The organism is Enterobacter sp. CPE_E890, assembly GCF_046521475.1.
GTDB classification, from domain to species: domain Bacteria; phylum Pseudomonadota; class Gammaproteobacteria; order Enterobacterales; family Enterobacteriaceae; genus Enterobacter; species Enterobacter adelaidei.
The window spans coordinates 4,339,138-4,358,353 of the sequence record NZ_JBKFZW010000001.1; the positions used below are offsets into that span (position 1 = coordinate 4,339,138).

20 protein-coding genes are annotated in these 19,216 nt (G+C 54.7%); 16 read left to right on the top strand and 4 right to left on the bottom strand.

The window, feature by feature from the left end:
- Window positions 1-11: 11 nt before the first annotated feature.
- The gene (locus tag ACLHV9_RS21420; RefSeq protein WP_108090504.1) at window positions 12-2,033 is read left to right on the top strand and encodes an NADPH-dependent 2,4-dienoyl-CoA reductase; all 2,022 of its coding nucleotides are present in this window, start codon (window positions 12-14) and stop codon (window positions 2,031-2,033) included.
- Here the strand turns inward: ACLHV9_RS21420 and rlmG are convergent.
- Entirely contained in the window at window positions 2,030-3,166 is a 1,137-nt protein-coding gene (rlmG, locus tag ACLHV9_RS21425; protein WP_028017110.1) for a 23S rRNA (guanine(1835)-N(2))-methyltransferase RlmG, read from the bottom strand. The genes ACLHV9_RS21420 and rlmG overlap by 4 nt on opposite strands.
- Before the next feature lie 82 nt (window positions 3,167-3,248).
- On the opposite strand from rlmG, the gene ACLHV9_RS21430 reads away from it, so the two are divergent.
- The 4 genes from ACLHV9_RS21430 to sstT all read left to right on the top strand — a co-directional run bounded on the left by ACLHV9_RS21430 (window position 3,249) and on the right by sstT (window position 7,491).
- Window positions 3,249-3,752 (top strand): YgjP-like metallopeptidase domain-containing protein, encoded by a 504-nt coding sequence (locus ACLHV9_RS21430; protein ID WP_028017109.1) that lies wholly within the window; start codon window positions 3,249-3,251, stop codon window positions 3,750-3,752.
- 70 nt (window positions 3,753-3,822) lie between these two features.
- On the top strand, window positions 3,823-4,821 hold the full coding sequence (locus tag ACLHV9_RS21435; protein ID WP_108090505.1) for a Gfo/Idh/MocA family protein: 999 nt from the start codon (window positions 3,823-3,825) through the stop codon (window positions 4,819-4,821).
- A gap of 252 nt (window positions 4,822-5,073) precedes the next feature.
- A complete protein-coding gene (locus ACLHV9_RS21440; protein WP_028017107.1) occupies window positions 5,074-6,039 on the top strand; it encodes a TerC family protein in 966 nt (321 codons plus the stop codon).
- A 210-nt stretch (window positions 6,040-6,249) separates the two neighbouring features.
- Window positions 6,250-7,491 (top strand): serine/threonine transporter SstT, encoded by a 1,242-nt coding sequence (gene sstT / locus ACLHV9_RS21445; protein WP_108090506.1) that lies wholly within the window; start codon window positions 6,250-6,252, stop codon window positions 7,489-7,491.
- Window positions 7,492-7,577: 86 nt separating this feature from the next.
- Here the strand turns inward: sstT and ACLHV9_RS21450 are convergent, their stop codons facing one another.
- Together ACLHV9_RS21450 and uxaC are read right to left on the bottom strand one after the other, a co-directional pair.
- Window positions 7,578-9,065 carry a UxaA family hydrolase gene (locus tag ACLHV9_RS21450; protein ID WP_108090507.1) on the bottom strand — a complete coding sequence of 496 codons (1,488 nt, stop codon included), beginning with the start codon at window positions 9,063-9,065 and terminating at the stop codon, window positions 7,578-7,580.
- 17 nt (window positions 9,066-9,082) lie between these two features.
- Window positions 9,083-10,495, bottom strand: a complete 1,413-nt coding sequence (uxaC, locus tag ACLHV9_RS21455) for a glucuronate isomerase (RefSeq protein WP_108090508.1) — start codon at window positions 10,493-10,495, stop codon at window positions 9,083-9,085.
- A 477-nt stretch (window positions 10,496-10,972) separates the two neighbouring features.
- On the opposite strand from uxaC, the gene ACLHV9_RS21460 reads away from it, so the two are divergent.
- The 11 genes from ACLHV9_RS21460 to ACLHV9_RS21510 all read left to right on the top strand — a co-directional run bounded on the left by ACLHV9_RS21460 (window position 10,973) and on the right by ACLHV9_RS21510 (window position 18,243).
- Entirely contained in the window at window positions 10,973-12,271 is a 1,299-nt protein-coding gene (locus tag ACLHV9_RS21460; RefSeq protein ID WP_108090509.1) for an MFS transporter, read from the top strand.
- Between the two features lie 117 nt (window positions 12,272-12,388).
- Entirely contained in the window at window positions 12,389-13,165 is a 777-nt protein-coding gene (exuR, locus tag ACLHV9_RS21465) for a transcriptional regulator ExuR (RefSeq protein WP_108090510.1), read from the top strand.
- Window positions 13,166-13,508: 343 nt separating this feature from the next.
- Window positions 13,509-14,171 (top strand): DedA family general envelope maintenance protein YqjA, encoded by a 663-nt coding sequence (yqjA, locus tag ACLHV9_RS21470; protein WP_028017101.1) that lies wholly within the window; start codon window positions 13,509-13,511, stop codon window positions 14,169-14,171.
- 2 nt (window positions 14,172-14,173) lie between these two features.
- Window positions 14,174-14,557: an EnvZ/OmpR regulon moderator MzrA gene (gene mzrA, locus ACLHV9_RS21475; RefSeq protein WP_028017100.1), complete on the top strand. Its 384-nt coding sequence runs from the start codon at window positions 14,174-14,176 to the stop codon at window positions 14,555-14,557.
- Between the two features lie 143 nt (window positions 14,558-14,700).
- Window positions 14,701-15,069, top strand: coding sequence for a DUF1090 domain-containing protein (locus tag ACLHV9_RS21480; protein WP_028017099.1), 369 nt, complete (start codon window positions 14,701-14,703; stop codon window positions 15,067-15,069).
- A gap of 29 nt (window positions 15,070-15,098) precedes the next feature.
- Window positions 15,099-15,404 carry a YqjD family protein gene (locus ACLHV9_RS21485; RefSeq protein ID WP_028017098.1) on the top strand — a complete coding sequence of 102 codons (306 nt, stop codon included), beginning with the start codon at window positions 15,099-15,101 and terminating at the stop codon, window positions 15,402-15,404.
- Between the two features lie 2 nt (window positions 15,405-15,406).
- A complete protein-coding gene (locus ACLHV9_RS21490) occupies window positions 15,407-15,805 on the top strand; it encodes a phage holin family protein (RefSeq protein WP_407221060.1) in 399 nt (132 codons plus the stop codon).
- Complete coding sequence (locus tag ACLHV9_RS21495) at window positions 15,802-16,098, top strand: YqjK-like family protein (RefSeq protein ID WP_108090513.1); 297 nt, start codon at window positions 15,802-15,804, stop codon at window positions 16,096-16,098. The genes ACLHV9_RS21490 and ACLHV9_RS21495 overlap by 4 nt, the downstream gene beginning before the upstream one ends.
- 218 nt (window positions 16,099-16,316) lie before the next feature.
- A complete protein-coding gene (locus tag ACLHV9_RS21500; RefSeq protein WP_023309292.1) occupies window positions 16,317-16,709 on the top strand; it encodes a DoxX family protein in 393 nt (130 codons plus the stop codon).
- Window positions 16,710-16,783: 74 nt separating this feature from the next.
- Window positions 16,784-17,770 (top strand): glutathione S-transferase family protein, encoded by a 987-nt coding sequence (locus ACLHV9_RS21505; RefSeq protein ID WP_108090514.1) that lies wholly within the window; start codon window positions 16,784-16,786, stop codon window positions 17,768-17,770.
- 107 nt (window positions 17,771-17,877) lie between these two features.
- Window positions 17,878-18,243 (top strand): DUF805 domain-containing protein, encoded by a 366-nt coding sequence (locus tag ACLHV9_RS21510; RefSeq protein ID WP_028017093.1) that lies wholly within the window; start codon window positions 17,878-17,880, stop codon window positions 18,241-18,243.
- A 41-nt stretch (window positions 18,244-18,284) separates the two neighbouring features.
- Here the strand turns inward: ACLHV9_RS21510 and ACLHV9_RS21515 are convergent, their stop codons facing one another.
- Entirely contained in the window at window positions 18,285-19,187 is a 903-nt protein-coding gene (locus ACLHV9_RS21515) for a LysR family transcriptional regulator (RefSeq protein WP_028017092.1), read from the bottom strand.
- Window positions 19,188-19,216 lie beyond the last annotated feature (29 nt).

Below are 19,216 nucleotides of genomic sequence, written 5' to 3' on the forward strand. Positions count from 1 at the left end.
TGGAAGACACTATGAGCCGCTACCCGTCGCTATTCGCCCCCCTTGATCTGGGGTTCACAACGCTCAAAAACCGCGTGTTAATGGGCTCTATGCACACCGGTCTGGAAGAGCATCCGGACGGGGCTGAACGTCTCGCGGCCTTCTACGCCGAGCGTGCCCGGCACGGGGTGGCGCTGATTGTTACTGGTGGCGTCGCGCCTGCGCCTTCCGGCGTCGGCATGGAGGGCGGTGCGGTGTTGAACGATGTGTCACAGCTGCCTCACCACCGCATCGTGACCGATGCGGTGCACAATGAAGGCGGGAAAATCGCCCTGCAAATCCTGCATACCGGCCGCTACAGCTATCAACCGAATCTGGTCGCCCCCTCGGCGATTCAGGCTCCCATTAACCGCTTCAAACCGCATGCCCTCAGCCACGACGAGATCCTGGCGCTGATTGATGACTTTGCCCGCTGCGCCGCGCTGGCACGTGAAGCGGGCTACGATGGCGTCGAGGTGATGGGTTCAGAAGGCTACCTGATTAACGAATTCCTCGCCGCCCGCACTAACCACCGTGACGACGAATGGGGTGGCGATTATGCCCGCCGCATGCGCTTTGCGGTGGAAGTGGTGCGCGCCGTGCGTGAACGTGCGGGGGCTGATTTTATTATCGTCTTCCGCCTGTCGATGCTCGATCTGGTGGAGGGCGGTGGAACATTAGACGAAACCGTGCAACTGGCACAGGCGATTGAAGCCGCAGGTGCAACCATCATTAACACCGGCATCGGCTGGCACGAAGCCCGCATTCCGACCATCGCCACGCCGGTACCGCGCGCGGCGTTCAGCTGGGTGACGCGCAAGCTGAAAGGCAAAGTCTCTATTCCGCTGGTGACCACCAACCGTATTAACGATCCGCAGGTGGCGGACGATATTATTTCACGCGGTGATGCCGATATGGTGTCGATGGCACGTCCGTTCCTGGCCGATGCCGAACTGCTATCCAAAGCGCAGAGCGGCCGCGCGGATGAGATCAACACCTGCATCGGCTGTAACCAGGCGTGTCTGGATCAGATCTTCGTCGGCAAAGTCACCTCTTGTCTCGTCAACCCGCGCGCCTGCCACGAAACCAAAATGCCCGTCGTACCGGTGGTCAACCAAAAACGCCTCGCCGTGGTCGGCGCGGGTCCAGCAGGGCTGGCATTCGCGGTGAATGCCGCCTCACGGGGACACAGCGTGACGCTGTTTGATGCCGCAACGGAGATCGGCGGACAGTTTAATATCGCCAAACAGATCCCCGGCAAAGAGGAGTTCTATGAAACTCTGCGCTACTACCGCCGGATGATCGAACTCACAGGGGTCGATCTGCGTCTTAACCAGTTTGTGAAGGCAGACGATCTGGTAGATTTTGACGAAGTGATCCTGGCGAGCGGGATCGCCCCGCGTACACCGGCGATCGAGGGCGTCGATCATCCGAAAGTGTTGAGCTACCTGGATGTATTGCGTGACAAAGTACCGGTCGGCGAAAAGGTAGCGATTATCGGCTGCGGCGGGATCGGTTTTGATACCGCGATGTATTTAAGCCAGCCGGGAGAAGCAACCAGCCAGAATATTGCCGAGTTTTGCGTGGAATGGGGCATCGACACCAGCCTGAATCAGTCCGGTGGGTTACGCCCTGAAGGGCAGCAACTCCCCAAAAGCCCGCGTCAGATCGTGATGTTGCAGCGTAAAGCCAGCAAACCAGGCGAAGGACTGGGCAAAACCACCGGCTGGATCCATCGCGCCACCCTGCTCTCTCGCGGCGTGAAGATGATCCCGGCGGTCAGTTATCAGAAGATCGACGATGAGGGGCTGCACGTGCTGATCGGCGGTGAACCGCAGCTGCTGCAGGTTGATCATGTGATTTTATGTGCCGGGCAGGAACCGAAGCGCGATCTGGCCGATCCGCTGCGTGAAGCGGGCAAAACGGTGCATTTGATTGGCGGATGTGATGTGGCGATGGAGCTGGATGCACGGCGCGCAATTGCGCAGGGCACCCAGCTGGCACTGAAGATTTAGCGACGACGACCCAGCTTCACGGATTTCAGCACCACGAATTTGTTGTTGGTGGCAATCGTGGTGCAGTTACCGAAAATTTTCTTCAGCTTGTGGAAGTAGTCCAGATGGCGGTTCGCTACGATGTACAGCTCGCCGTTAATTTTCAGGCAACGGCGCGCGTGGTGGAACATCTCCCAGGCGACGTTATCCGTCAGGGCGTGCTTCTGGTGGAACGGCGGGTTACACAGAACGGCATTGAAGCGGAAAGGCTCCACACCCGACAGCGCGTTGTTGATCATAAACTCGCAGCGATCAAGCGCCTCTGGCATGTTGGTTTCTACGTTCAGACGACTGGAAGCCACCGCCATTGGCGATTCATCGCTGAACACCACGCTGGCTTGCGGGTTTTTCGCCAGCAGCGTCAGGCCAATTACGCCGTTACCGCAGCCCAGGTCTACAATTTCGCCTTCCAGATTTTCCGGCAGATGTTCGATAAAGAAACGCGCCCCGATATCCAGACCGGTGCGGGAGAAGACGTTCGCGTGGTTGTGGATAGTCCAGTCGGTTCCTTCCAGCTTCCAGCTCAGCGTCTCTGGCGCATCAGCCAGCTCCGGTGCACTGAAGGTACAGTTGATCAGACGCGCTTTTTTCCACGCCAGCGTGGTGGTGGTTGGGCCGAGCACTTTCTCGAACAGCTCCAGTGTCGAGGTGTGAATATCACGCGCTTTGGCCCCTGCAATGATGCGGGTTTCTGGGGTGACGACTTTACGCAGCGCACGCAGTTGTTGCTCAAGCAACGCCATGGTTTTGGGTACTTTAATCAGCACCACGCCAGGCGCCTGCGGGTACTCCGCCGTGCTGTCGAGAAACTTCACGCTGGATTCTTCGATGTCGTTATGACGCAGGTTCTCACGCGTCGCCAGCTCGCTTAAATAGGAATCGCCGATGCTGTATGGCGTATGTTCCGCCAGCGCACAGCCCAGCGCGCCAAACGCATCATTCAGGATCAAAACCGGGCCGCTGATTTCAGTGTCATCCAACTGCTGCAGCAGATATTCATCCGCCGCTTCCCACGCCTGAAGTGGGTTAACGTCGTCCGTTTCCGGGAAACGTTTAAGGTTGAGTGAACGGAAACCGTTGTCTAAGTGGCTCATCGGCCCTCCTGAATGGTAAAATTTGGCGTATCCCTGAAAAGGGTGCGTGAGTATACCGTTTTATTGTCGATTTGGGGCGTTGATGAACCAACTTACTTATCTCCAGGGCTACCCGGAGCATTTACTTTCTCAGGTTCGCAGCCTGATTGCCGGGCAGAAGCTCGGCGCGGTGCTGGAAAAACGCTACCCCGGGACCCACGATTTCACGACCGACAAAGCCCTCTGGCAGTATACGCAGGATCTGAAAAGCCGGTATCTGAAGAGCGCGCCGCCGATCAACAAGGTAATGTACGACAACAAGATCCACGTGCTGAAAAACGCGCTTGGTCTGCATACCGCCATCTCCCGCGTGCAGGGCGGCAAGCTGAAAGCCAAAGCGGAGATCCGGGTTGCGACCGTATTTCGTAACGCACCAGAAGCGTTCCTGCGGATGATCGTGGTGCACGAACTGGCGCATCTGAAAGAGAAAGAGCACGACAAAGCCTTCTATTCCCTGTGCTGCCACATGGAGCCGCAGTACCATCAGCTGGAGTTTGATACCCGTTTGTGGCTTACGCATTTATCGTTAAAGGGTAATGCGCAGTAGCGCACGCGAATTGTCATGATGACGTGCTACAGTGGCTAAAGGTTCCCAGCTACGGAGTACGTAAACGTTTATGATACGTTTCGCAGTCATTGGAACGAACTGGATCACACGCCAGTTCGTCGACGCCGCCCACGAAACCGGCAAATATAAACTCACCGCAGTCTATTCCCGCAGCCTTGAGCAGGCGCAGACCTTTGCGAACGATTACCTGGTCGAACATCTGTTCACCTCGCTCGACGAGATGGCGCAAAGCGATGCCATTGACGCGGTCTATATTGCCAGCCCGAACTCCCTGCACTTCCCGCAAACCAGGCTGTTCCTCAGCCATAAAAAGCATGTGATTTGCGAGAAGCCGCTGGCCTCGAATATTCAGGAAGTGGAAGCCGCCATTGCGCTTGCCCGCGAAAACCAGGTGGTGCTGTTCGAAGCGTTCAAAACCGCCAGCCTGCCGAACTTCCTGCTGTTGCAGCAGTCCCTGCCGAAAATTGGCAAAGTGCGTAAAGCCTTTATTAACTACTGCCAGTACTCATCTCGCTATCAGCGTTACCTCGACGGCGAGAACCCGAACACCTTCAACCCGGCCTTCTCTAACGGCTCGATTATGGATATCGGTTTCTACTGCCTGGCTTCCGCCGTGGCACTGTGGGGCGAGCCACACAGCGTCAGTGCACAAGCCAGCCTGCTGGAAAGCGGCGTAGATGCGCACGGCGTAGTGACGCTGGATTACGGGGATTTCAGCGTCACGCTGCAACATTCAAAAGTGAGTGATTCTGTGCTGCCAAGTGAAATTCAGGGTGAAGCGGGATCGCTGGTTATCGAAAAAATTTCTGAGTGTCAGAAGCTGAGCTTTGTCCCGCGCGGCGGTAAAGCGCAAGAGCTGACGCAGCCTCAGCATATTAACACTATGCTCTATGAGGCAGAGGTCTTTGCCCGTCTGGTCGAAGACAACGAAGTGAACCACCCTGGACTCGCGGTCAGTCGCACCACGGCGAAACTGCAAACGGAGATCCGCCGTCAGACTGGCGTGGTCTTCCCGGCAGATGACGTGAGCGCAGAAGCTATCGCGTAAAGCTGTGTAATGAAACCCTGTCAACCATTGACGAAACCGATGGTCTGACATATTTTGTTACCCGCAAAGGGGAGTAACTTCCTTGCCGGTGGATCGTCATTACGATGCGTGCAATACCGCATCCGGTCGCCGGGCAACCCTCGTGGTTGTAAGTGAGACCTTGCCGGAAGGCGAGGTCTATGCATAAAAAGCTAACGGCTATCGTCTTCTGACCATAGCCGTTTTTGTTTTTTTATGTGTAAGGAAAATAGTATGCATTCTGTCGGCACTCCAATGTTGTGGGGCGGATTCGCGGTTGTCGTGCTCATCATGCTGGCGATCGACCTCTTTTTGCAGGGGCGTCGTGGCGAACACGGCATGACCATGAAACAGGCCGCCGTCTGGTCGCTGGTGTGGGTTACCCTCTCCCTGCTCTTCTGTGCTGCCTTCTGGTGGTATCTGGCCTCGACTGAAGGCCGCGCGGTGGCCGATCCTCAAGCGCTCGCCTTCCTCACCGGTTATCTGATTGAAAAAGCCCTGGCGGTTGATAACGTCTTCGTCTGGCTGATGCTGTTCAGCTACTTTGCCGTGCCTGCAGCCCTGCAGCGCCGCGTGTTGGTCTACGGCGTGCTGGGCGCGATCGTTCTGCGTACCATCATGATCTTCGCCGGTAGCTGGCTGATTACGCAGTTTGAATGGCTGCTGTATGTCTTCGGTGCGTTCCTGCTGTTCACCGGGGTCAAAATGGCTCTGGCAAAAGAAGATGGCTCAGCGATTGGCGATCGCCCGCTGGTGAAGTGGATCCGTGGCCATCTGCGCATGACCGACAAGATCGAGAGCGAGCATTTCTTTGTACGTAAAAACGGCCTGCTGTTTGCCACCCCGCTGCTGCTGGTGCTGATTCTGGTGGAGCTGAGTGACGTGATTTTCGCGGTAGACAGTATCCCGGCTATCTTCGCCGTGACCACTGACCCGTTTATCGTTCTGACCTCTAACCTGTTCGCCATTCTTGGCCTGCGTGCCATGTACTTCCTGCTGGCGGGCGCGGCGGAGCGCTTCTCAATGCTGAAGTACGGCCTGTCGGTGATCCTGGTATTTATCGGTATCAAGATGCTGATTGTCGATTTCTACCATATCCCTATCGCCATTTCGCTCGGCGTGGTGTTTGGCATTCTGATCGTGACGCTGATTATCAATACCTGGGTTAACCGCCAGCACGATAGAAAGCAGCAGGTTTAGTGTGTTTTGCCCGGTAGCGCTGCGCTTACCGGGCATTCTCGTTAACTAATAGTTAAAAAACATGACGCAACACGTAAAATCCAGCATTTTACGCTTCCCTCCAGATGCGGTTTCCCTATACTCAACCAGGCAAACATTTATTTACATCTGGACATAAATGTGACTTAGAGCACATCCAGGATGGAACACAATTTCACTCAGGAATAATGTATGAGCACACAATCAACTGGGCTTTTTGCGCGCCTGGCGCAGGGGAGTCTTGTAAAACAAATTCTGACAGGACTGGTACTGGGTATTCTGCTGGCGATGGTGTCAAAGCCTACAGCAGAAGCAACGGGATTACTTGGTACGCTTTTCGTTGGCGCACTGAAAGCCGTCGCGCCGGTACTGGTTCTGATGCTGGTTATGGCGTCGATTGCCAACCATCAGCACGGACAAAAAACCAACATTCGCCCTATTCTGTTCCTGTATCTTCTGGGTACCTTCTCTGCTGCATTAACAGCCGTTGTGTTTAGCTTCCTCTTCCCGTCCACGCTGCATCTGACCAGCGCCGCTGGCGATATCACACCGCCATCCGGGATTGTGGAAGTGCTGCGCGGTCTGCTGATGAGCATGGTATCCAACCCAATCACGGCGCTGATGAGCGGAAACTACATCGGCATCCTGGTCTGGGCGATTGGTCTGGGCTTTGCGCTGCGTCACGGTAACGACACCACCAAAAATCTGGTCAACGATATGTCCAACGCCGTGACCTTCATGGTGAAACTGGTGATTCGTTTTGCGCCAATCGGGATCTTCGGTCTGGTCTCCTCCACGCTCGCAACCACCGGCTTTGACGCGCTGTGGGGCTACGCGCAGCTGCTGGTCGTTCTGGTTGGCTGTATGCTGCTGGTGGCACTGGTGATCAACCCGCTGCTGGTGTTCTGGCAGATCCGCCGCAACCCGTATCCGCTGGTACTGACCTGTCTGCGTGAAAGCGGCGTCTACGCCTTCTTCACCCGTAGTTCGGCAGCGAACATCCCGGTGAACATGGCGCTGGCGGAAAAACTGAACCTGGATCGCGATACCTATTCCGTATCAATCCCACTGGGTGCCACCGTGAACATGGCGGGGGCGGCCATCACTATCACCGTCCTGACGCTGGCGGCGGTGCATACGCTGGGTATTCCGGTGGATCTGCCAACCGCACTGCTGTTGAGCGTGGTGGCGTCGCTGTGTGCCTGTGGCGCATCCGGCGTGGCGGGCGGTTCACTGCTGTTGATCCCGCTGGCCTGTAATATGTTCGGTATCCCGAATGAGATTGCCATGCAGGTTGTGGCCGTCGGCTTTATTATCGGCGTGCTGCAGGACTCCTGCGAAACCGCGCTGAACTCCTCTACCGACGTGCTGTTCACCGCAGCGGCCTGTCAGGCGGAAGACGCGCGTTTAGCGAAGAACGCCCTGCGCAGCTAAAAAGAAAAGCCCGGTGGCGGCTACGCCTTACCGGGCCTACAAGGTTCAGTAGGTCGGGTAAGCGTTAGCGCCACCCGACAATACACTTACAGCGTCACACCACTCTTAAAGATCGCCAGCTCGCGGAAATCATTCTTCTCGTTGCAGGTCTGCTTGCCGTTGGCAAATTCTACGATTGTATCCACAAACTCCGTCAGCAATGACGACATCGCTTTGCCGTGAATGAGCTGACCGGCATCAAAGTCGATCCAGTGCTTTTTCTTTGCTGCCAGCTCGCTGTTGGTGGCGATTTTCACTGTTGGCACAAAACCACCGTATGGCGTACCTCGGCCCGTACTGAACAGCACCATATGACAGCCAGCCCCGGCCAGCGCACTGGTTGCCACGGCATCGTTACCCGGTGCACTCAGCAGGTTTAGGCCGTGCGTTTTCAGCCGCTCACCGTAACGCAGAACGTCCACCACCTGGCTGGCCCCCGCTTTCTGGGTGCAGCCGAGAGATTTTTCTTCCAGCGTGGTGATACCACCCGCTTTGTTACCCGGCGACGGGTTCTCATAAATCGGCTGATTGTGGGCGATGAAGTACTGTTTAAAGTCATTCACCATGGTGACGGTTTTTTCAAACGTCTCTTCGTCACGGCAGTGGCTCATCAAAATACGTTCCGCGCCGAACATTTCCGGCACTTCGGTCAGTACCGTCGTGCCGCCGTTGGCGATCACGTAATCAGAGAAGCGGCCCAGCATCGGATTAGCGGTGATACCGGACAGGCCATCAGACCCGCCGCACTCCAGACCAAACTTCAGCTCGCTCAACTTGCCCGGCTCGCGTTTGTCGTGTCGCATCACCTCATATAGCTGGTGGAGTTGCTCAATACCCGCTTCCACTTCGTCATCCTGGTGCTGGCATACCATAAAATGTACGCGCTCAGGGTCAAACACGCCCAGCGTGTCACGGAAGGCATCGACCTGATTGTTTTCGCACCCCAGACCGATCACCAGCACCGCACCGGCATTCGGATGGCGCACCATATTTTGCAGCATGGTGCGCGTGTTGATATGGTCGTCGCCGAGCTGTGAGCAGCCGTAAGTATGGCTGAACAGATGTACGCCATCGGTGCCTTCAGCATTATTGGTCTCTTTCAGAAAGCGGGTCTGAATTTGACGTGCAATCCCATTCACGCAACCGACGGTAGGGAGGATCCACAGCTCATTGCGGATCCCCACTTCGCCACTGGTGCGACGGTAGATCTGCACTTCACGATCCGCCGCCTGACTCTCTTTCGCGGGTAAATCAGGTTGATAGCTGTACTCGTCCAGATCGCTCAGATTAGTACGGGTATTGTGAGAATGAATGTATTCACCCGGCACAATTTCCGCGAGCGCATGACCAATCGGCAAACCATACTTCACCACGTTCTCCCCTTTAGCGATGGGGGTCAGGGCAAATTTATGTCCGCGTCCAATGGCCTGGCGTAACGTGACCGACTGATTATCAAAAGTGACTTTCGTCCCCTCGGTCAGATCTGCCAGCGCTACGGCAACGTTATCCAGCGAATGGATTTTGATGTATTGCATATCAACCTCAAACAGCCTTAGTTCAGTTCAATGGCGAAGTAGTCACGCGCATTGTTAAAGCAGATGTTTCTCACCATTTCACCCAGCAACTGGATATCTGCCGGCGCTTCGCCTGCGTGAACCCAGCGACCAATCATCTGGCACAGAATGCGGCGGAAATATTCATGACGGGTATAGGAGAGGAAGCTGCGGCTGTCGGTCAGCATGCCAACAAAGCGGCTTAACAGGCCAAGCTGCGCCAACTGCGTCATCTGACGCTCCATGCCGTCTTTCTGGTCGTTGAACCACCAGCCGGAGCCGAACTGCATCTTGCCCGGCATCCCTTCCCCCTGGAAGTTGCCGACCATGGTGCCCAACACTTCGTTATCGCGCGGGTTCAGGCAGTAGAGAATGGTTTTTGGCAGCAGGTTTTGTTCGTTCTGCTTGCTCAGCAACTTAGACAGCTCTTCTGCCAGCGGACGATCGTTGATGGAGTCGAAGCCCACATCCGCGCCCAGCAGCTTGAACTGGCGCTGGTTATTATTACGCAGTGCACCAATGTGGTACTGCTGTACCCAGCCGCGACGGGCATATTCTGCGCCGAGGAATACCAGTACCGCCGTTTTGAACTGAGCGACTTCGTGCTCGTTCAGGGATTCACCGGACAAACGACGCGCCAGGATGCTATCCAGCTCGGCTTCGTTTGATTCCGCAAACAGCACGACGTCCAGCGCGTGGTCAGAGACTTTACAGCCCTGCGCGGCAAAGTGGTCCAGACGTTTGGTCAGCGCGGTTTGCAGGTCTGCGAAACGACGAATGTCGGTATCAGAGACTTCCGCCAGCTTCGCCATGTAGTCGGTGAAGGTGGTCTGCTCGATGTTGAAGGCTTTATCCGGACGCCAGCTTGGCAGCACTTTGATATCAAACGCAGTGTCTTTGGCGATCGCGGCGTGGTGCTCCAGAGAGTCAATCGGATCGTCGGTCGTACCCACCATCTTCACGTTCATCTGCTTCATGATACCGCGCGCAGAAAATTGCTCCTGCGCCAGCAGCGCGTTGCACTGATTCCAGATTTCATCCGCCGTTGTCGGGGAAAGCAGCTTACCCGTAATGCCAAATGGACGACGCAGTTCAAGGTGCGTCCAGTGATATAGCGGGTTGCCGATGGTATGCGGAACCGTCGCTGCCCATGCGTCAAACTTCTCACGGTCAGTCGCATCGCCAGTACACAGACGTTCAGCCACACCATTGGTACGCATCGCGCGCCATTTGTAGTGGTCACCTTTCAGCCAGATGTCATACAGATTTTTGAAACGGTAATTTTCGGCAACCTGCTGCGGGGGCAAATGGCAGTGGTAGTCGAAAATTGGCTGGTCTTTTGCGTAGTCGTGGTACAGGCGGCGGGCAAATTCAGTATCTAACAGAAAATCTTCGGTCATAAACGGCGTCATTATCGTCTTCCTCGTAACGGGAGCGTCAGAAAGCGTATGTTCATATGCTGCAAAGTTATCACACCAATTTCCATCGACCGAAGCTTTTTTCGTGAGTGAGATCAATAAACGTCAACAAATAAATTACCCTATATGGAGTAAACCCTTCTCCAGGCCGCGCCAGAACTAGCTTTGCACGCAACAGATAATGTCCCTACAAAGAATCATACATTTGTGATGTCACTCACCTTTTGAAGTTGTATGACAAGTTATCTTTTTCGCCGTCGCAAACACTCAGCCGACGGAATGCATTACCGATGTGAGAGGCAGCGGGTTTAACGGTACGGATACCGACTTATGCACGCTTACTTATGGCAAGGTTCGGGCCGTTCCGGGACATTCTCCCGGCTACGCCCCTCCCGTTACACAACTGCTCCCGGAAACGGTTGAGACGTTGCCGTGCTCTGGCGCGGAAATAACATAACGATGAGGTTTTAGATGCGTAAAATTAAAGGGTTACGTTGGTATATGATCGCACTGGTGACGTTAGGCACCGTGCTGGGCTACCTGACGCGTAACACCGTGGCAGCTGCAGCGCCAACGTTGATGGAAGAGCTGCATATCTCCACGCAGCAATACTCCTACATCATTGCCGCCTATTCCGCGGCTTATACCATCATGCAGCCCGTTGCTGGCTATGTGCTGGATATTCTCGGTACCAAAATCGGTTATGCCTTCTTCGCTATCGCCTGGGCGGTGTTCTGCGGTGCAACCGCGCTGGCAGGCAGTTGGGGCGGTTTGGCAGTAGCGCGTGGTGCGGTCGGTGCGGCAGAAGCCGCGATGATCCCCGCTGGGCTGAAAGCCAGCTCCGAGTGGTTCCCGGCGAAAGAGCGTTCCATTGCAGTCGGTTACTTCAACGTGGGCTCGTCCATCGGTGCGATGATTGCGCCACCGCTGGTGGTGTGGGCTATCGTGATGCACAGCTGGCAAATGGCGTTCATCATTTCTGGCGTGCTGAGTTTTGCCTGGGCAATGGCGTGGCTGGTTTTCTATAAGCATCCGCGCGATCAGAAAAAACTGTCTGAAGAAGAGCGTGACTACATTATTGGTGGTCAGGAAGCGCAGCACCAGACCAACAACGGCAAAAAAATGTCTGTCTGGCAGATCCTGGGCACCCGCCAGTTCTGGGGTATCGCCCTGCCACGTTTCCTGGCTGAACCGGCCTGGGGGACCTTTAACGCGTGGATCCCGCTGTTCATGTTCAAAGTCTACGGCTTTAACCTGAAAGAGATCGCGATGTTCGCCTGGATGCCGATGCTGTTTGCTGACCTGGGCTGTATCGTGGGGGGTTACCTGCCACCGCTGTTCCAGCGCTGGTTTGGCGTGAACCTGATTGTTTCCCGTAAAATGGTCGTGACCATGGGTGCGCTGCTGATGATTGGCCCGGGCATGATCGGTCTGTTCACCAGCCCATATGTGGCTATCGCCCTGCTGTGCATTGGTGGTTTTGCTCACCAGTCACTGTCCGGTGCGCTGATTACACTTTCCTCTGACGTCTTCGGTCGTAACGAAGTCGCTACAGCAAACGGCCTGACCGGTATGGCAGCCTGGACCGCAAGTACGATGTTCGCACTGGTGGTGGGTGCGCTGGCAGATACCATCGGCTTCAGCCCGCTGTTCGCCGTACTGGCTATTTTCGACCTGATGGGTGCGGTGGTTATCTGGACGGTGCTGAAAAGTAAGTCAGCCGACGAGCTGGCGAAAGAGTCCCTTGGGAATCCGGCAACACAAAGTTAGTAAAAAATCTCGCATCAAAGAAGCCGCCTTCGGGCGGCTTTTTTCATGGCGAAATCTGGAGACTGGCACGTAAAAGTGGTATAACAAATCATCCGCCGTACCCTGCCTGGAGCGCATATGGAAATCACCGAACCACGTCGTTTATATCAACAACTTGCTGCCGAGCTGAAAAATCGTATCGAGCAAGGTGTCTATCTTGTCGGTGATAAACTCCCCGCCGAGCGCTTCATTGCTGATGAAAAAAGCGTGAGCCGTACCGTTGTCCGCGAAGCGATTATCATGCTGGAAGTGGAAGGCTACGTTGAGGTACGCAAAGGCTCCGGCATTCACGTGATTTCTAATCAGCCGAAACACTCTCCGGTCGCAGACGAAAGTCTGGAGTTCGCCAGCTATGGTCCGTTTGAGCTGCTCCAGGCTCGCCAACTGATCGAAAGCAATATTGCGGAATTCGCCGCGACCCAGGTGACCAAGCAGGACATCATGAAATTGATGGAAATCCAGGAGAATGCCCGTAAGGAAAAATGTTTCCGGGATTCAGAGTGGGATCTGCAGTTCCACGTTCAGGTTGCCCTGGCAACTCAAAATACGGCGCTGGCGGCAATCGTTGAGAAAATGTGGACTCAGCGTGTTCACAACCCGTACTGGAAGAAACTTCACGACCATATTGATTCCCGCACTGTCGACAACTGGTGTGACGATCACGATCAAATCCTTAAGGCGCTGATTCGTAAAGACCCGCATGCCGCTAAACTGGCGATGTGGCAGCACCTGGAAAACACGAAGCTGATGCTGTTCAATGAAACCAGCGACGACTTTGAATTTAACGCTGACCGCTATCTTTTTGCCGATAATCCCGTCGTTCATCTCGATACGGCATCCAGTGCCGCAAAATAGATCACCTTTTCGCTGGCAGGCGCTTCGTTGCGCCTTCCGGCTTACGTGGGTAAGCAAAACATATATAGTGTCAGCCTTTGTAAATCCCCTCGCTCACTTCCTGGGCTTGCGCCAAAATCATCCCACCCCGCAAATTCTGTGACGCAGACCGTTGGGCTTTGTTACAATTGGATTCAATTCCTTATTTTGTAAGTTAGTGCTTGCTAACCAGCCAATTAACAGGGAACAGTGTTGGCCACACCGCAATGTGTCCGCGAGCGACCATAATGAAATCACTACAATGTCGCCGTGCTGTTTGTCCCGGATAACAGGCGTGACGTTAACCGATTTCCAGGAACACTGAATGGAACTTTTGACCCAACTACTGCATGCCCTCTGGGCACAGGATTTTGAAACGCTGGCCAACCCTTCCATGATTGGCATGCTCTATTTTGTCTTGTTTATGATCCTGTTCCTTGAGAACGGTTTGCTGCCTGCCGCCTTTTTACCTGGTGACAGCTTGCTGGTGCTTGTCGGCGTGCTGTGCGCCAAAGGGGCAATGGCGTTTCCACAAACTATTTTACTCCTGACCGTCGCCGCAAGCCTCGGCTGCTGGGTGAGTTACATCCAGGGACGATGGCTGGGCAATACCAGGCTCGTGCAGAACTGGCTCTCTCATCTTCCTGCCCATTATCACCAGCGAGCGCACCACCTTTTCCATAAGCACGGGCTCTCCGCGCTGCTGATTGGCCGCTTTATCGCCTTTGTACGCACTCTGTTGCCAACCATTGCAGGTCTTTCCGGATTGAGCAGCACACGCTTCCAGTTCTTTAACTGGATGAGCGGTCTGCTATGGGTTCTGATCCTGACAACGCTGGGTTATGCTCTGGGTAAAACCCCCGTCTTCATGAAGTATGAAGATCAACTGATGTCGTGCCTGATGCTGCTGCCCGTTGTTCTGCTGGTCTTCGGTCTGATTGGTTCACTGGTTGTCCTGTGGAAGAAAAAATACGGAGCCAGGAGCTAACAATGGTTATCTCCGCGCTCTCCCTGCGTCGTTGTGCATACGCCCTGATCGCCCTGGTGCTTATTAGTGCCATGCTTCTGGTCTGGAGCGCGCTTTCGCATCAGGAGTCTACGCTGGCCATTCGTCCGGTCAATCAGGGTGCCAGTGTGCCAGACGGTTTTTCCGTCTGGCATCATCTGGATGCGAACGGGATCCGCTTCAAGAGCATCACACCGAAGGATGATGTTTTACTGATCACGTTTGATTCTCGTGCGCAAAGTGCCGCCGCAAAAGTGGTTCTCGACCGAACGCTGCCGCAAGGATATATCATTGCCCAGCAGGAAGATGACAGCCAGCCTACAGCCTGGTTATCATTGATTCGTGATACGTCGCATCGGCTTGGATAATTTCCAGGATTCCGAATCTTTTCACTCACTTTGGTGAATCCCCCGTTTACTTACTATGCTTAAGTACGCGGAGCACCCCTCAAATGTACTCCGCATAACTTTGGATAGCGGCTTTCGCCGCAACACAATGGAAGGTTTCGATAATGAAATTCCGCATGACTCTGGCTCTGGCCCTTTTTTCTTTAAGCACAGCATCCTTCGCAAACGCTCTCTGCCAGGAGAAAGAACAGGATATTCAGCGTGAGATCGGTTATGCCGAAAAGCATAACAATCACCATCGTGTTGAGGGTCTTAAAAAAGCGCTGAGCGAAGTGAAAGCGAACTGTTCAGACAGCAAGCTACGTGCCGATCACCAGAAAAAAATCGCTGAACAGAAGGACGAGATAGCCGAGCGCCGTCGCGACCTGCAGGAAGCGAAAGAGAAAGGGGATGCGGAAAAAATTGCTAAGCGCGAGAAGAAGTTGAAAGAAGCGCAGGATGACCTGAAAGCGCTGGAAGCTCGCGATTATTGAGTTAACGGAAATCTCAACAGGAGAAAATCATGTCAAAAGATACGACGTCTGAAAATCTGCGCGCTGAACTGAAATCCCTGGCCGACACTCTGGAAGAGGTGCTGAACTCCTCCGCCGATAAATCCAAGGAAGAAGTGAGCAAACTGCGTAGCAAAGCGGAACAAGCCCTGAAAGAGAGCCGTCACCGTCTGGGTGAAACGGGTGACGCGCTGGCGAAGCAAACCCGCGAAGCCGCTGCTCGTGCTGATGAATATGTTCGGGATAATCCCTGGACAGGCGTAGGTATTGGTGCCGCGGTAGGTGTGGTGCTGGGTGTCCTGCTCACGCGTCGTTGATTATGGAAGATCCTCGTCACGCACAAGGGCCTGCTAAAAACGTCCTCGGCATTGGCCAGCGTATTTTAACCACGCTGGTCGCCATCGCCGAAACCCGCATCCGACTGGCCGTCGTTGAGCTGGAAGAGGAGAAAGCAAACCTCTTCCAGATGCTGCTGATGCTCGGGCTGACCATGCTCTTCGCTGCGTTCGGCCTGATGAGCCTGATGGTACTCATCATCTGGGCCATTGACCCGCAGTATCGTCTTAACGCGATGATTGTCACCACCGTCGTCCTGTTGCTGGCAGCGTTGATTGGCGGGGTATGGACACTGCGTAAAGCACGCAAATCCACTTTCCTGCGTCATACGCGCCAGGAGCTGGCTAACGATCGCACCCTGCTGGAGGATGATAAGCCGTGAGCGACAAAGCCGAGCGCCAGAAACGTAAAGCGTTTCTGTTAAGCCAGATCCAGCAGCAGAGGCTGGATCTGTCAGCCAGCCGCCGCGACTGGATAGAGGCAACGCGTCCGCTCGATCGTGGCTGGAATACCTTCCTGAACGTTCGTTCCTGGGCACTGGTCGGCACCAGCATTATGGCTATCTGGGGCGTTCGTCACCCAAGTAAGCTCATTCGCTGGACGCGTCGGGGCTTTGGAGTCTGGAGCGCCTGGCGTCTGGTGAAAGCAACGCTGCGCCAGCAGCAGTTGCGGTAGCAGCAGTTGCGGTAGCCTTCTCGCCGGGTGGCGCTGCGCCACCCGGCAAAATCCCCCTCCCTTCCTCAATATCTTTGAAAAAGATTGACAGTTTTCCTTGCTAACAATTACCACCCGCCCCGTTTATTATCCTCTCCATCGACAGCAACGCCGCGGTATCTACGCGGAATTGCAGACAAATAATGTTCAGCCGCTCATGTGGTTTCCTGGAGAGTAAAATGAAAAAATTAGAAGATGTTGGTGTACTGGTCGCACGTATTCTGATGCCAATTCTGTTCATCGTGGCAGGTTGGGGCAAAATCACCGGTTATGCGGGTACCCAGCAGTATATGGAAGCCATGGGCGTGCCGGGGTTCCTGCTGCCACTGACCATTTTGCTTGAGTTCGGCGGCGGTCTGGCAGTGCTGTTCGGCTTCCTGACCCGTACCACCGCGTTGTTTACCGCAGGCTTTACCGTGCTGACAGCGTTTATCTTCCACAGCAACTTTGCGGAAGGCGTGAACTCTCTGATGTTCATGAAAAACCTGACCATCGCGGGTGGCTTCCTGCTGCTGGCCGTCACTGGCCCGGGCGCATACAGCATCGACCGCGTTCTGAACAAGAAATGGTAAGCACACGCTATACTGAATGAACACAAAGCGAGGAGATATCTCCTCGCTTTTGCTATCTGACGGAGGAGAAAAAAATGGGACAACTCGTAGACGGCATCTGGCAGGATGTCTGGTATGACACCAAATCTACCGGAGGCCGCTTCAAGCGCTCAGTTTCCGCCTTCCGTAACTGGCTGACTGCCGATGGTGCCCCAGGCCCGAGCGGCGAAGGCGGTTTTGCGGCCGAGAAAGATCGTTACCATCTTTATGTTTCACTCGCCTGTCCGTGGGCGCACCGCACGCTGATTGTACGCAAGCTCAAAGGTCTTGAGACGTTAATTCCCGTTTCGGTGGTGAACCCGCTGATGCTGGAAAATGGCTGGACGTTTGACGCCGATTTCCCTGCAGCAACGGGGGACGATCTCTATCACCACGATTTCCTGTACCAACTGTATCTGCGTGCCGATCCGCACTACACCGGGCGCGTTACCGTTCCGGTATTGTGGGACAAGAAAAACCAGACAATCGTCAGCAATGAGTCTGCGGAGATTATCCGCATGTTCAACACCGCGTTTGATGCCCATGGCGCTCGCGCCGGAGATTATTACCCGGTAGAACTGCGTGAGAAAATTGATGAGCTGAACAGCTGGATTTACGACAACGTCAATAACGGTGTCTACAAGGCCGGTTTTGCCACCAGTCAGGAAGCGTATGACGAAGCGGTCGGGAAAGTGTTTGAATCGCTGGCGCGTATGGAACAACTGCTCGGCCAGCATCGCTACCTGACAGGCAACCAACTGACGGAAGCGGATATTCGTCTGTGGACTACCCTCGTGCGCTTTGATCCGGTGTATGTCACCCACTTTAAATGCGACAAGCACCGCATCAGTGACTACCTGAACCTGTATGGTTTTCTGCGTGACATCTACCAGACACCGGGTATTGCCGAAACGGTCGATTTTGACCACATTCGCACCCACTACTACCGCAGCCATAAGACCATCAACCCAACGGGCATTATCTCCATTGGCCCGTGGCAGGATCTGAATGAGCCGCACGGTCGTGACGTCCGTTTCCGCTAAATATTAGGGGCATCAATAGATGCCCTTTTTTAATTCACAATCTCCATCTATCCTTATCTCGATCGCTTAGAAAACAAGTGATTGACCGATTACAGAGGCAGGGAAAAATGGACTGGTATTTAAAAGTACTGCGTAACTACATTGGATTTGGTGGCCGTGCGCGCCGTAAAGAGTACTGGATGTTCGTTCTGGTGAACTTCATCCTCATCCTGGTGCTGGGGATTGTGGATAAAATTCTGGGTTGGGAGCGGGCAAGCGGGGAAGGTGTTCTCACCTCCATTTACGGTATATTTATTCTGTTGCCCTCCTGGGCCGTACAGTTCCGCCGACTACACGATACCGATCGTTCAGCGTGGTGGTTACTGCTGCTGTTGATCCCGGTTGTGGGCTGGATTGTCATTTTGATCTTCAACTGTCAGAGCGGCACGCCAGGCGAAAACCGCTTTGGTGCCGACCCTAAACTCAATGCCTGATTCAATGCCCGGTGGCGCTTGCGCTTACCGGGCCTACAGATCTATTTATTATAATGAGCGAAAAGCTTCGGGATTTCGCGTAAACACCATGATTTGGCTTCTCCCATGCTATCGCGACGCCACGCCATAATGATATCCACCTCGTGGCTATATTCCGGGCTGACAACGCGCAGCCGACCTTCTGCAATGTCTTTTTCGACAAACGGGTACGGCATGGTCGCCACGCCCAGGCCAGCCAGCAGCGCCTGCCGTTTATCTTCCAGTGAAGTCACCGTCAAACGAGGTTGTTTATCCAGCAGTTGCACCGTTAGCACCGGACGTTCACGTGCGGTATCCGCTACCGCCACGCCGCGATACTTCACGCGCGTCACTTCAGAGAGCGGCTCAGGCTCCTGATGGATCGGGTGATTGGGTGCAGCGACGTAGACGTTCATCACGCTGTAGAGCTTGCGGGAGTTGATTTCCGACGAGGAACGGAAGTGCATGTCCGGGGCAATGACGATATCCGCCCTGCCCGTCTCCAGACGCTCCCAAGCACCTGCCAGTACCTCAGTAATGATCGACAGCTGGGTATTCGCCTTATCTGCGAGGCGGTCCACCAGCGGAAACAGTGCTTCGGTGGGGACCAGTGCTTCGGTGACCAGCGTCAGATGAGTTTCCCAGCCTCGTGCCAGTGCTTCGGCATCCGTCGTCAGCTTGTCCGCCGCTTCCAGCAGGACGCGACCGCGCTCCAGCAGCATCCGCCCAACGTTGGTGAATTTTGTTCGATGACCGGAGCGGTCAAACAGCACCACGTCCAGCTCTTCCTCCAGCTTCTGCATGGTGTAGCTTAGCGCAGACGGAACGCGCCCCAGTTCATCTGCCGCCGCCGCAAAACTGCCACGTCGGTCAATCGCGTCCATGACGCGAAGCGCCTCAAGCGTCAATGCTCTCTCTTTAGCCATCTCGTTCTCATTCAGGAAATTTGAACATA